General features: G+C 49.5%; 15 protein-coding genes. 8 read left to right on the top strand and 7 right to left on the bottom strand.

Annotation, left to right across the window (positions count from 1 at the left end; translation table 11 throughout):
* Positions 1-41: 41 nt before the first annotated feature.
* From dctP to BIT28_RS13375, 3 genes are read right to left on the bottom strand one after another with little or no spacing between them, the layout of a single operon-like run.
* Entirely contained in the window at positions 42-1067 is a 1026-nt protein-coding gene (gene dctP, locus BIT28_RS13385; RefSeq protein ID WP_083651825.1) for a TRAP transporter substrate-binding protein DctP, read from the bottom strand.
* 11 nt (positions 1068-1078) lie between these two features.
* Complete coding sequence (locus tag BIT28_RS13380; protein ID WP_075764466.1) at positions 1079-2380, bottom strand: TRAP transporter large permease; 1302 nt, start codon at positions 2378-2380, stop codon at positions 1079-1081.
* Positions 2381-2384: 4 nt separating this feature from the next.
* Positions 2385-2867 carry a TRAP transporter small permease gene (locus BIT28_RS13375; protein ID WP_075764464.1) on the bottom strand — a complete coding sequence of 161 codons (483 nt, stop codon included), beginning with the start codon at positions 2865-2867 and terminating at the stop codon, positions 2385-2387.
* Positions 2868-2980: 113 nt separating this feature from the next.
* On the opposite strand from BIT28_RS13375, the gene BIT28_RS13370 reads away from it, so the two are divergent.
* Together BIT28_RS13370 and BIT28_RS13365 are read left to right on the top strand one after the other, a co-directional pair.
* A complete protein-coding gene (locus tag BIT28_RS13370; protein WP_075764462.1) occupies positions 2981-3904 on the top strand; it encodes a LysR family transcriptional regulator in 924 nt (307 codons plus the stop codon).
* Between the two features lie 151 nt (positions 3905-4055).
* On the top strand, positions 4056-4748 hold the full coding sequence (locus tag BIT28_RS13365; RefSeq protein WP_075764460.1) for a DUF4336 domain-containing protein: 693 nt from the start codon (positions 4056-4058) through the stop codon (positions 4746-4748).
* Positions 4749-4844: 96 nt separating this feature from the next.
* Here the strand turns inward: BIT28_RS13365 and tsaA are convergent, their stop codons facing one another.
* Positions 4845-5246 carry a tRNA (N6-threonylcarbamoyladenosine(37)-N6)-methyltransferase TrmO gene (tsaA, locus tag BIT28_RS13360; protein ID WP_075764458.1) on the bottom strand — a complete coding sequence of 134 codons (402 nt, stop codon included), beginning with the start codon at positions 5244-5246 and terminating at the stop codon, positions 4845-4847.
* A gap of 15 nt (positions 5247-5261) precedes the next feature.
* Positions 5262-6149 carry a DMT family transporter gene (locus BIT28_RS13355; RefSeq protein WP_075764456.1) on the bottom strand — a complete coding sequence of 296 codons (888 nt, stop codon included), beginning with the start codon at positions 6147-6149 and terminating at the stop codon, positions 5262-5264.
* Between the two features lie 112 nt (positions 6150-6261).
* On the opposite strand from BIT28_RS13355, the gene BIT28_RS13350 reads away from it, so the two are divergent.
* Entirely contained in the window at positions 6262-6846 is a 585-nt protein-coding gene (locus BIT28_RS13350) for a TetR/AcrR family transcriptional regulator (protein ID WP_075764454.1), read from the top strand.
* 319 nt (positions 6847-7165) lie between these two features.
* Here BIT28_RS13350 and BIT28_RS13345 read toward each other — a convergent pair whose 3' ends face one another.
* Entirely contained in the window at positions 7166-7795 is a 630-nt protein-coding gene (locus tag BIT28_RS13345; RefSeq protein WP_075764452.1) for a hypothetical protein, read from the bottom strand.
* Positions 7796-8031: 236 nt separating this feature from the next.
* Between BIT28_RS13345 and BIT28_RS13340 the strand changes: the two genes are divergently transcribed.
* The 4 genes from BIT28_RS13340 to BIT28_RS13325 all read left to right on the top strand — a co-directional run bounded on the left by BIT28_RS13340 (position 8032) and on the right by BIT28_RS13325 (position 10672).
* Positions 8032-8589, top strand: coding sequence for a TetR/AcrR family transcriptional regulator (locus BIT28_RS13340; protein WP_075764450.1), 558 nt, complete (start codon positions 8032-8034; stop codon positions 8587-8589).
* 104 nt (positions 8590-8693) lie between these two features.
* Positions 8694-9299, top strand: a complete 606-nt coding sequence (locus tag BIT28_RS13335; protein WP_245823692.1) for a sigma-70 family RNA polymerase sigma factor — start codon at positions 8694-8696, stop codon at positions 9297-9299.
* A gap of 134 nt (positions 9300-9433) precedes the next feature.
* Positions 9434-10420 (top strand): permease, encoded by a 987-nt coding sequence (locus BIT28_RS13330; RefSeq protein WP_075764448.1) that lies wholly within the window; start codon positions 9434-9436, stop codon positions 10418-10420.
* A gap of 18 nt (positions 10421-10438) precedes the next feature.
* Entirely contained in the window at positions 10439-10672 is a 234-nt protein-coding gene (locus tag BIT28_RS13325) for a thioredoxin family protein (protein WP_075764446.1), read from the top strand.
* A 56-nt stretch (positions 10673-10728) separates the two neighbouring features.
* On the opposite strand, the gene BIT28_RS13320 is transcribed toward BIT28_RS13325, so the two are convergent.
* Positions 10729-11208 carry a hypothetical protein gene (locus BIT28_RS13320; protein ID WP_075764444.1) on the bottom strand — a complete coding sequence of 160 codons (480 nt, stop codon included), beginning with the start codon at positions 11206-11208 and terminating at the stop codon, positions 10729-10731.
* Positions 11209-11442: 234 nt separating this feature from the next.
* Here BIT28_RS13320 and BIT28_RS13315 point away from each other — a divergent pair, with 234 nt between their 5' ends.
* Positions 11443-12183 carry a response regulator gene (locus BIT28_RS13315; RefSeq protein ID WP_425439632.1) on the top strand — a complete coding sequence of 247 codons (741 nt, stop codon included), beginning with the start codon at positions 11443-11445 and terminating at the stop codon, positions 12181-12183.
* The last annotated feature ends 3 nt before the right edge of the window (positions 12184-12186 follow it).

The raw sequence follows: 12186 nt of genomic DNA, 5'->3' as shown, positions 1-12186 counted from the left end.
GGAATAGTCGATATTCCCCGACAATGGGGTTGGCGGGGGGATTAGTTCAGGGCTTTGTCCAGAATTTCCTGACCCCACTCGGCACCGATATCTTCAAGGATTTCAGGCCATACCGTGCTGCGCACTTTTTCTGCAGTCTGCGCTAGCTGTTGCGGGCTGACTTTGATGATTTCAGCACCGTTGTCAGCCAGTCGCTGCTCATTGGCAGCCTGATCTTTCTGGGCATTTTCCCAGCGGCGATTTTCGAAGTTGGCTGCTGCTGTTTTCAGCGCCTGTTGTTCGCTGTCGGACAGATCATCGAGACGCTCGCTGTTGATCATCAGGTACCAGATCTCAAAGTGGGTATTGAGCGGGATATAGGTTTTGGTTACGTCACGGAACGAGGCATAGTAGCCCTCGGCACCGGAGCCGATCACCCCGTCAACCACACCGGTCTGAACGGCAGTGAACGCCTCGGAGAAAGGCAGTGGCGAGCCGATGTAGCCGACATTGTCTGCCAGTAGCTGGAAGCTTTTGATTGGTGGTACACGCAGCTTGATCCCTTTGCTGATATCCGGCTGGCCCGGTGCTTTGGCATCACGGTTGAGGGAAATGCCGCCAAAGTAGACCGGGTAGGCCGCTAGCAAAGTGATGTCCTGCTTGGCAAACAGCTTTTCCATCGCTTCGCGCACCGGTGCGCCGTCACCGTAGATCTGCTGTGCCTGTTGCCAGTCGTTGGCCAGGTATGGCAGCAGGCCTAGCTGCATTTTACGATCGGTGGCTGTCGAGGCAGGCTGTACTGCCATATCGATTGCGCCGACTGAGATGCGCTCCTGGACCAGGGTGTAGTCACCCAGGGCGTTGGCCGCATAGACGCGAAGTTTTACGTCGCCGTCGGTAGCTGTTTTGATTTCTTCTCCCAGTTGTTTGATATCGGTATCGACCACTGTGCCCTGCGGGCGGACGTGGCTGATTTTCAGCGTAGCCGCCGTGGCAGGCAGTACGCTAAGGGCTGCCATTGCCAGCGTGACAACCTGAGCGCATTTTTTAATCTTTGTTGATGGTGTAAACATGCTTGTCAGTTTCATTGTAAATATCCTTATTGGTAACCAAACACGGTAGGGAGGAATAGCGATAGTTCAGACCAGAACGAAGTCAGGACAACGACTGGCAGGTAGCCGAATACAATCAGCATCATTGCCGGGCCAACGACTTCGGAGAACTTGACGTTTCCGATGCGGGCACCGAGGTACAGGATTGAGGCGTAAGGCGGTGTGACCCCGCCCATGGCCGTATTGACGCCCATAATGGCGGCAAACTGGATAGGGCTGATGCCGATAGCTGTCATCAGTGGCAGCAACAGAGGGGCAATCAGGATAATGGCGGTGATGTCGTTGACCACCATGCCGACCAGGAACAGCAGAACGTTAATGAAGATCAGCAGCAGCACTTTGTTTTCGGTGATGCCGAAGATGGCGTTCACCAGCTCCTGCGGCACGTTCTCGACCACGAACATCTGGCTGAGGATCAGGCTGAACAGGATCATGAACATGATCGAGCCGACGGCCGTGGCCGATTCCTTGCCCGAGGCCAGCAGTGATTTCCAGCTTAGCCCTTTGTAGATCATAAACCCGACCGGGATGGCGTAGATCACGGCAACTGCAGCGGCTTCTGTCGGGGTCATGATGCCGCCGTAAATCCCGCCCAGAATAATGATCGGCATAAATAGCGCCGGAATGGCATGAACGGTTCGTGAAGAGGCCTCTTTGATCATCTCCGACATCGACGGCTTGTCGTCCAGTACCAGCGGGAACTTACGTGCCATGAGCAGGTTGATGATCGCGAAGTTGAATGTGACCAGCAGGCCGGGACCCAGCGTTGCCAGAAAACAGGCCAGAATCGAGGTGTCTGTGACCCAGCCGTACACGATCATCGTGACACTCGGTGGGATCAGCAGGCCAAGGATCGATGAGTTGGCGATCAGGGCTGTGGCATAGGCACGGGGGTAGCCGCGCTTTTCCATCTCGGGGATCAACAGCGGTCCGATAGCGGCGACACCGGTCAGGCCGCTACCGGAGATCGCGCCGATAATGGCACAGCTCACCGAGGCGACAATACCGAGTCCGCCACGGATATGGCCGACGAATACATTAACAAACCGGAGCAGGCTGGCGGCAATACCGCTCTGGCTCATAATGGTACCGGCAAGAACAAACAAAGGGATAGCGAGCAGAATAGGGTTTGTCAGCTGGCCGGCACCCCACATCATGTTACCTTTCATGGACACATCGCCCACGTAGGTCATTATCATCAGCGCACCGCCAAAGCAGAATGGCAGGGGAACGCCGATAGTGAGCAGCAGTACCAAGGCACCGACTGCGAATAGTGCAACTTCAACCATAGTGTTATGCCTTATGTACTGAGTAGGACGGAGACTTCAACTGGCGGACCAGCCTGACGATATGCAGCGCGATAAAGCCGGTGACCAGCACCAATCCGATAAATAGCGAGCATTCGTGAAAGAAGGTCGGGATATACAGAGTCGGGCTTTCTTTCCACACCCGCAGGGCATATTTGAAATAGTCCCAGGCCCAGTAGGTCAGCCAGAGTGAAATCACAAAGCTGATCACCTCGCCAATCAGTGCCAGGATTTTGTGCCCGCGTTCGGTCTTGATGAAGATTTCCAATACATTGGCACGAATTTGAGTATCTTCCCGTGAGGCATTAACCGCTCCCAGCATGTACAGCCACAGGGTAGGAATGACGATAGACTCTTCCAGGCCCATGATGGGGATCTCGAAGACATATCGTGTAATAACCTGGATAAATTGCGTCAGCGCAACCACTGCAATCAATCCGGTCAGTAGGTATCTGAATGTTTGCTCCACTGCACATTTCCTTATTGTTGCGTTTGTGAATACGTTGTTAATTTAAAGGTGACAGCCAATAGAAACAAATTTATTATTTCTCTAATTCGATAAATTTTTCTTATAGGGTGGGTATGGATACCAATCTTTCGATAAAGCAGCTGGAAACTTTTCGCGCCGTGATGCGCTCGGGATCGGTATCGGTAGCCGCCCGAGCACTGTGCCGGACCCAACCGGCGGTCAGCTCGATGATTGTCAGCCTCGAAAACGAACTGGGCTTTAAGTTGTTCGAACGCAACAAGGGGCGACTGGTCCCCAAGCCCGAGGCTTATTTCCTGCTGGAGGAAACTGAAGCGGTACTGGAGCGTCTGACACGCTCGGCACAGCTGATGGCGGAGGTTAAGAACCTGGCGCGGGGCAATTTGAGGGTGGCCTGTATGCCAGCTGCTGCGCTGTTCTTTATGCCCCATGTGATTGCGGATTTTGTCAAAGAGCGGCCACAGGTCAATGTGTCCATGATGATGCGTAGCTCGTCTATTGTGCATGACTGGGTGGCCTCGCAGCAGTATGACATTGGTTATTCCGAGATGCCGAAAGAGCGGGACTCAATCAATGTCGAGCCTATTCGGTTGGAGGGAGTCTGTGCCGTAAACCGGGATCACCCTTTGGCAACGCTAGAGGTGATCACCCCGCAGGATTTGGACGATGTGCCGCTGGCCACCTTGTTTGCCCAGCATCCGATCAATGAACTGGTGCGCTTTATGTTCGAGGAGAAAGGTGCCCGTTATCGTGCGCGGTTTGAGCTGCAGAACTACATTTCCGGCTTTGAGTTTGTCGAGCAGCAGCTTTGCTGTTGTATCTGCGATCCGATCAGTGCCGCCAGCTATAAGCTGTATAAATCCGGGCAGGGCAAGGTCGTCTTTCGCCCGTTTGCGCCGACTATCGTCTTTGATCACGCCATTATTACCCCTGCGCACAAGCCGCTTTCCCGTCTGGCCCAGGCGTTTGCCGAGAGTATTCGTATCGGGGTGGATAAATTTATTCAGGTAGATACGTAAGGCGTTAAGCGTAATCTCGACCCTGCGATGACGATCATGGTTTGGGTCCGATTTGAGTGGTGTTCTGTGATCCCGGCAGGGTGCGAAATGTTAGCGGTCTGGCAATATATTCTAATTAGTTATTAAGTTCAGAGAGTTAACGAGGCCAAGAATGCAAAAAATCGGAGACGATCTTTGGGTACATGATGATTCAATGAAACTTGCTGGCACCAAGCTAAGACTACGAATGACAGTCGTGAAGCTTAGTGATGGTTCGTTGTGGGTGCATTCAGCTACCGCATTGACCCCTGAATTGAAGCAAGAAATTGATGAGCTTGGTGAGGTGAGATACATCGTTGCAGCCAGCAATGCCCACAATACTTGGCTGCAGGACTGGTGTGAGGCTTATCCGGATGCTGAGGCCTATGTCAGTGCGGGGATCCCGAGAAAAGTGCCATTATCCAATTACCATATATTGCGAGATGGTCTTGAGAATGTGTGGCAGGAAGATCTGGAGTGGGAGTTTATGCCCGGTGTGCCGCTGTTCAACGAAACGGTGTTCTATCACAAAAAAACTCAGTCGCTGATCGTCACAGATTTGATCCAGAATTACCCTGATCATGTACCGACAGGCTTTGCCGGGATCATGACCAAGTATGTTTTCCAGCCGATTGGTTTTAAGGGCACCTGTATTGCGCCACCGCTCAAGATGGGCTTCATTATCAAGGATAAACCGAAGTTCACTGAATTTATTCGCAACGTCCAAGGCTGGGACTTCAAGCGTATTATCGTCACCCACGGCAATATCATTGAGGACAATGCCAAGTCAGTATTCACTGACTTGTGTGTGCGTTTTCTCAAATAACCAACCTACCGCTATTTTTCTGACTCGTTAGCCAAGCCCTTGGGCTTGGCTAACTCTCTTTGGGCTTGGCTAACTCTCTTTGGGCTTGTGTGGCTATCATGATCCCGTTTCTCGATAGATAGCTGGCTTAATATCGATTAGCCGGGTGTTGTTTAAACAGTCCAGTCCTCTTACGCTGATCTGCCCTCTTTCGATATTCTCGATAGGTAATACTGCCGCGCCAATAGGATTAGGGCGGTGCGGTGAGCGTAATGCAAAGGTGCCTTTGGTTTGGTTGCCTTTGCTGGTGCGCTGGATAACGACAGTTCGTTTCGCATTTTCAAGCCAATATAAAATCAGAATGTGCTGGCCGACAGTGAGGCCTCTCAGCCCATCATGATAGTGTTCATCCAGGTTTAAGTGACACAGTGGTCCGTTTGGCTGAATGTTGTTCGGGCAGTCTTCAATTTGGGTATAAGGTGTTTTTATACAACCGATATAGGTGATTTCAGAGCTCATCATCTTGTCCTTATTCTATTGTTCGTGTTTAGTGGTAGAAATGGCGTAAATTAAGATGGTCAGCAGGATGATCGAGCCGCCGAGTACACTTGTCATTGGCGGGATCTCATTGAAAAAGCTAAATGCCCAAATAGGTGCCAGGACCGTATTAATCATTAGGATTACTCCTACCTCGGGAGCCGTGATGTAGCGCGTGGCGGTTTGCGACAGTACACGCCCGAAAGGCGCGGTAAATAACCCCATTGCCCCCATAATGAGCCAGGTATTCAGGCTATAGGCGGAAGGTGTGGCGACGAAGAACATCGCAAGAGCCAAGAATAATCCGCCAAAACCGACACTTGCCATGCGGCTGACATTCTTATATTTGCGTAGCAGCGTCTGATTGAGGGATAAACAGGTGACGGCGAACACAGCCAGCCCGTCACCGATGAGATTGCCGGAATCAAATGAGCCGGATACCACAATAACGATCCCAATCATGACAGAAATGATCGCTATCCAGGTTGAACGCTTTGTCACTTCTCCCAGTAACAGCCAGCTAAATACTGCCGCTAGTGCCGGTGCCGCACTGAGAATAACGAAGGTGTTGGCTATCGATGTATGTTTGATACTCAGCACCAAACCAGTTGCACTTCCTAACATTAACAAGCCAGAGAGCAATACTGGCCATCTGCTTTCGCTTATCGTTCTTATCAAGCCACGCTCATCTCGCAGCTGGATGAAAATTGGCATGGATATAGCGGTAAATAAACCAAACAGAAAAGCGGTATCAAATCCGCTAACACCTGAAAAGCGGATGAAAATTGGATCCAGGCTCATTAGCAAAGCCCCCATCAGGGTGACACTTACACCCATAGTGCGAGCACTCTTGAAGCTGCTCTTGTCTATCATCATATTTGTCATTTTTCACTCCTCTACAAAATCATACTGATTGGTATGATTTTATATTTGCGGAGTTGTGTCAACAAAAATCATACCGTATAGTATGATTAATGATTTCTGAGGTGAGCTGAAAATGGGAAAAATCGAGCAAAATAAAGAGATAAAAAGGCGGGCGATTTTAGCTGCGGCACAAGAGATTTTTTTATCCGAGGGATATGTGCTGTCCAGTATGGACAAAATAGCGGCGCAGGCTCGAATGACAAAACAAACAGTTTACCGATACTTCCCGACAAAAATTGATTTGTTTCAGGCAACGTTGCGTCATATGGGAGAAAGTCTTGATGATAGCTTTCTTACCCATCTAAAAAAAACAAACACGCGCGATGCCTTAACGGGGTTTGCCAGGGATTTTATCGGCTTTCACTTATCGGATAACCACATTGCGACATTCCGGCTATTGGTGGCTGAAAGTGTGAAAGCTCCTGAAATTGTCAGCATTTTTCATGCGGTAGGGCCTGATGATACGCATGAAAAGCTTGCGGCGTTTTTCTCTGAAAGGCTTGATGTCAAAGATACGGAAACAACGATAAAGCTTTGGCTTGGAATGTTGCTATCACTGAGATCGGGCGTTTTGATGGGAAGGGAAAAACCGGGTCAGTGCCAGATTGATGAGCATGCCAGAAAAGCGACTGACTTCTTGCTGGCAGCCATTACTTGAGGAGTAAATAGAGTCTTGAAGGGGTCTTCTCTTCTAATTATGCCAAGGCTATAAGGTGTAGATGTACATTTCTAACAGGGCATAAGTAATGAGAAAGTAGCAGGTAAAAATGTCAATGATATTGATGAGCAGTTGATAGCTATCTATGTACATAATACTTTTTATTCCGAGTTAATTGCTCAAAGCGGGTTACAGATTGCAAAGTTGCATTCAGTTAACAATGAGTTGCTTGTGAAACCCGCTTTAAGCCTGATGATCAACCGCATTCAATACGAGTTCGAGTGATCACTCATCATTTCTTGCGGCCAGTGTATAGGTCTTATGCGTTTGCCGCGTTGTCTGCTGGCCGGTATGGTTCTTCTCGCACGGCATGAGACAGGACTAACTTGATGATGTAGATCGGCGCCAGCCACTCTAGTCCGCTCAGCGGCATAAAGGCACTTTGGTTAATCATGACCGCCAGCATCACAATGGCCAGAGCGACAGGGCGATGCAGGTAGAGTGGCAATACATGGATCAGCACGATGGACGCGATCATCATGCCATACCAGAACATGGCATAACCCCATGTGACATCAAAACACAGTGGTGCCAGGAAGATCTGGAAATGGATGATAGGAAAAACAAATTTACTTTTAACCAGCTTTGCCATCATTGATTGCGGTAAAACTTGCTCCGAGTAGAGGAAGCGTTTCATGGAGCCCAATGAATTGGTGAGTACACCACCAATCATATCGATAGCTAGAAAACTGGCTACGGCAATCTGCAGCAGGCTCCATTCTAAGTTCTGCCAAGAAAGAAAATACAGGACAACCGGTGCCAAGAAGGCAGCGTAGTTAGCCAGTATACTTTCAGCGCGTGTGGCACCGTGGCCTGTCGTAAAATTGAATTTTCCCTGACAGTTCCAGTCGATATGGGCATCTTTGATGGTGTGGATGTTCTCTTTCATGATTGACTCCTGAGTATCTTCGCTTTCGACTACAAGCGCTCTTTGTTGAAGATCCGGCACCACTTGTAAGATGTCGGTGTACAAAAATAGGCCTAAATAGTCCACTTGGTCCAAATAATAGTGGCTGATTTTTTAATCGTCAATCTTTTTAGTCCATGTGGTCCAATAAAGATCTGCAGCTGGACTCGTTGTGGCCAATCGTTTATTGTCCAAGTGGTCTGAAACAGGAGGGAAATATGCCCAAAATCATTGACCATGAGGCTTATCGTCTGGAGCTGGCTACAAAAGCCGTAGATGTGTTTATCGAGCATGGCTATAACGGCTTGGGTATGAGGGGCATTGCTGATGCGATTGGTGTGTCCAAAAGTGCGCTTTATCATTATTTTCCGAGTAAACAGGAACTTTTTTCTGCCTGTACTGAAATTATCACCCAGCCGAGTAATTTATATGGAGTGGCTGAAGGCGAGGCAGTTCCGGCTGCAAAGGATGAGGCTATTGCTGCAATGATTGGCGTACTAGACAATCGCTTTCAGGGTGAGATGGCGCTGCTACTCGATTATGTCCGGGGTAAAAATGCCGGTGAGGTTGCCGGGGATCCTTTGATGAACAAGGCCAATGCACAATACCTGTTAGAGATGCAGAATATGGTTGGTGAGCCACAGGCCAACCAGGCGATGGCCTTGATGCTGGGGGGCCTGCTAATGAGGATGCTAAGCGGCAAGCAAATCGGAATTGACGAAATAACGTCGTGGATCACAGCCCTGCCGTCGCAAGAAAAAGGCAGTGATGATTAAGAATCTCGGCTTTGCCGGATGGTATGTGATGCCAGTCGGGTGGGTGTGTATGCGAGCTTGGGCCTAGAGGTGAGAGTGGTGATAGCGGTGAGGAGAGCGTCGGAATGAGTAGCGGAATGCGTACAGGAATTAGTGTCACGGAATCTGCAGATCTTTCTTTTCATTCAGTTGCGCCGTGTTTGATGAAGGCATGGCGGGCACATCAGGATTCATTATTAGCCTGGCTATATAAGCATACCGACGAGGACGCCCTGGCCGAAGATTTGCTCCATGAAGTCTTCTTGCGTGCCATGAGCAAGAAAAAGGATTTTTGTGAGATAGAGAATGCCAAGGCCTGGCTGTTCAGGGTGGCAAATAACCTGGTGATTGATCAGGTTCGCCAGCGTCGGTTTGTTCCGCTTGATGACTTGGATGTTGAGCAGGAGCTGCATGATACCGAGGTCATTGATAGCCTGACTCAATGCCTGCCTCGGGTACTGAGTGAGCTGGAGGAAAAAGACAGCGAGATCATCAAAGCTTGTGATATTCGGGGAATGACCCAGAAAGAATACGCCGAGCGCCATGGTATGACGCTGGTGGCGACCAAGTCCCGGTTGCAACGTGCCCGGCAGAAGCTACGGCGACAGCTCAGTCAGTCGTGCAAGGTAAAGCTTGATGAGTATCACAGGGTTTGCTGTTTTACCCCAAGAGATCCAAAAAACGAATATTAAGCTAAAAAAATCTGCATCCTTTTGATGCTTTCATCGTCTTTGCAAATAACGAGGTAACTTTGTAAGGACGATGTAATGACACTTTCTCTCATTACCTGCTCTCCCTGCCGCACATGGTCACGGGAGCTGTAGGCATGTTTCAGATTTTCTCCGATTTTGCCAGTTGGCTGGTGTTTGATTTACTTGGGCTGTCTGCTGCCACCAAAGCAGGTGATGCGTTGCATTTCTTTGTTGAAGATGTCACCAAAATTTTTGCTTTGCTGGTGGTGATGATTTATCTGATCGCGGTGATCCGTGCGTCACTGGATGTCGAACGGGTAAGAGATTATCTGGCCGGTAAAAGTCGCTGGTTCGGGTATATGCTGGGCTCGTTGTTTGGTGCCATCACGCCTTTTTGTTCCTGCTCCAGTATTCCCGTTTTTCTTGGTTTCAGCTCGGCCGGGATCCCGCTGGGTATCACCATGGCCTTTCTGATCACCTCGCCATTAATCAATGAGGTGGCGGTATTACTACTGATGGGGTTGCTGGGCTGGAAATTTACTCTGCTGTACATTCTGGTCGGTATGGCCGTCGGGATGCTAGGCGGCGTATTTCTTGATGCCATCAAAGCAGAGCGATGGCTACAGTCTTTTGCCGCTGATGCACTGAAACAGGGCCGGGATAAACCGTTCGAATCGAATGAGCCGCAAAGGAAGGCCCTGACCCTGAGTGACCGTCACCAGTTTGCCCGGCAGGAAACCGCGGATATCTTTGGCCGGGTATGGAAATGGGTGATCATCGGTGTCGGCCTTGGCGCGGCACTGCATGGCTTTGTACCTGATGGCTGGATTGAATCTCACCTAGGTGATGGCCAATGGTGGTCAGTGCCGGCTGCCGTTATGCTGGGTATTCCGCTCTATTCCAATGCCACCGGGGTGATCCCGGTAATGGAAAGCTTAATTGTCAATGGCCTGCCGATAGGAACAACGCTCGCTTTTTGTATGAGTACCGTCGCTGCCAGCTTCCCTGAATTTATCCTGCTCAAGCAAGTCATGCAGTGGAAACTGCTGGCGACACTGTTTGCTGTCTTGCTGGTGGCTTTCACCCTTGTCGGGTGGACATTCAATATCGTTTCATTCTAATGCTATAAGGAAAATACAATGAAAAAAATCAAAGTACTTGGTTCTGGCTGTGCTAACTGTCGTAATACTGCCGATCTGATCCAGGCGGTTGCCGATGAACTCAATATCGATATCCAGATCGAGAAGGTTCAGGATATGGCGCAGATCATGGCTTACCAAGTGATGTCGACACCTGCCGTGGTGATTGACGAGCAGGTTGTTCACAAGGGCAGTGTCCCAAGCCGTGATCTTGTTACTGGCTGGTTTGCCTGATTAATCTTTACCCGATAGCACAACGCTCACTGTTACTCAGTGAGCGCTGCCAGGTATCATCTCTCTTTCTGAGTCAGCACAATAATGACATGCTCTTTGCCTTTTACCTCGATGGTAAAACGGTACGTCCTTTCTTCTTGTTGCAGTATCCGAACCTTCAAATAGCGGCTGTTGTCTGCTTCGAAAATCATGTGCTCGGTCGCTGTATGGCTCGCCGATAGATAAATCGGCGTGTCATTACCGGCAAAGGTCGAGAGAAACCTTAGCTGCGTTTTGTCTTCTTGGGTAGAGAAATGCCAATGATGGCGTGAGACATCCAAATCAGCCACACCATAGAGTGAACTGTCTCGCTGTAACTCAAAGCAGATTGGGTAGGGTAAAGCCCCGCGGGGTGTTTTGATGGCCTTTCCCTGCCAGCAACCCTGAAGCGCTACAAGTATCGGATCAGCAACAGGTATCGCCGGAACGGGTAGAAGCAAAACGCTTGTTAGCAGGGCTGGTATGAATGCGCGTATTTTGCCTGTTACCTTGTTCATTGTTGTCTTCTGCGCGGGGTGTGTTGAGAAAGTGCTATTCCAATTACAGATAGAAATGGCCACATGGTCAATGTAGTGACAGAAGCTGCTTGTTTTGAAGTGGAATGACGAATTCATCATTGTAATGTGAGAGGGTTATACATTTGTGCGGGGGATGCTTTCTATTGCTTGATAAAGTTGCTATTTCAGTATTTAATTCACCGAGTTTGGTTTTGAACGCTGTTTAATTTTTGGGTGGATGAGATGACAAAGATCGTATTAGTCGAGGATGACCTCAAGCTGTGTGAATTGCTGGCGCACTATTTTAGGCAGCAGCAATTTGAGGTTGTGACCGTTTCTGACGGCAGCCTGGCTACGGATACGATTATTGAGCACCAGCCCGATCTTGTCGTGCTCGATTTAATGCTGCCTGGTGTGGATGGCCTGACTATTTGCCGTAACGTCCGGCCGCTGGTCAACAGCAAAATTCTGATGCTGACAGCGAGTGATGATGATATAGACCATGTCGCCGGGCTGGAAATTGGTGCCGATGATTTTGTCAATAAACCGATTAAACCAAGAGTGTTACTGGCTCGCATCCGCATGCTTCTGCGTCGCGGCGATGAGCCTCAAATGTCGACTGGCGATGTACCTGTAGAGAGTGAAACTGACTCTGGCGGTACGCTAACAGAGTGCCGTTACGGTAGCTTACACCTTAACGGCCGACGTAAGCTGTGCTTGCTCGATAACGAGGAAATATGCCTCACCGACAGTGAATTCGATCTGTTGTGGCTTCTGGCTTGTCGCCCTGATGAGGTATTGTCTCGGGATTTTTTGGTTAAAAGTACTCGAGGGATAGAGTATGACGGTCTCGATCGCACCATCGACAATAAAATTGTGTCGCTGCGTAAAAAGCTCAATGACAATCCGGCCCTGCCAAGAAAAATAATCACGGTACGTGGTAAAGGGTATCTGTTCGTTCCTGATCGCTGGTAGGCC

This window comes from Photobacterium proteolyticum, assembly GCF_001939735.1.
Taxonomy (GTDB): domain Bacteria; phylum Pseudomonadota; class Gammaproteobacteria; order Enterobacterales; family Vibrionaceae; genus Photobacterium; species Photobacterium proteolyticum.
Note: the sequence above shows the minus strand (reverse complement) of the source record. Positions and strands in the feature narration are given on the sequence as shown.

Bases quoted from the DNA above. Each gene is read 5' to 3' on its own strand.
- BIT28_RS13325 (WP_075764446.1), top strand. From the start codon at position 10,439: ATGAAAAAAATCAAAGTACTTGGTTCTGGCTGTGCTAACTGTCGTAAT.
- BIT28_RS13380 (WP_075764466.1), bottom strand. From the start codon at position 2,380: ATGGTTGAAGTTGCACTATTCGCAGTCGGTGCCTTGGTACTGCTGCTC.
- BIT28_RS13335 (WP_245823692.1), top strand. From the start codon at position 8,694: ATGAGTAGCGGAATGCGTACAGGAATTAGTGTCACGGAATCTGCAGAT.
- BIT28_RS13345 (WP_075764452.1), bottom strand. From the start codon at position 7,795: ATGAAAGAGAACATCCACACCATCAAAGATGCCCATATCGACTGGAAC.
- BIT28_RS13370 (WP_075764462.1), top strand. From the start codon at position 2,981: ATGGATACCAATCTTTCGATAAAGCAGCTGGAAACTTTTCGCGCCGTG.
- BIT28_RS13330 (WP_075764448.1), top strand. From the start codon at position 9,434: ATGTTTCAGATTTTCTCCGATTTTGCCAGTTGGCTGGTGTTTGATTTA.
- BIT28_RS13365 (WP_075764460.1), top strand. From the start codon at position 4,056: ATGCAAAAAATCGGAGACGATCTTTGGGTACATGATGATTCAATGAAA.
- dctP (WP_083651825.1), bottom strand. From the start codon at position 1,067: ATGAAACTGACAAGCATGTTTACACCATCAACAAAGATTAAAAAATGC.
- BIT28_RS13320 (WP_075764444.1), bottom strand. From the start codon at position 11,208: ATGAACAAGGTAACAGGCAAAATACGCGCATTCATACCAGCCCTGCTA.
- BIT28_RS13350 (WP_075764454.1), top strand. From the start codon at position 6,262: ATGGGAAAAATCGAGCAAAATAAAGAGATAAAAAGGCGGGCGATTTTA.
- BIT28_RS13340 (WP_075764450.1), top strand. From the start codon at position 8,032: ATGCCCAAAATCATTGACCATGAGGCTTATCGTCTGGAGCTGGCTACA.
- tsaA (WP_075764458.1), bottom strand. From the start codon at position 5,246: ATGAGCTCTGAAATCACCTATATCGGTTGTATAAAAACACCTTATACC.
- BIT28_RS13355 (WP_075764456.1), bottom strand. From the start codon at position 6,149: ATGACAAATATGATGATAGACAAGAGCAGCTTCAAGAGTGCTCGCACT.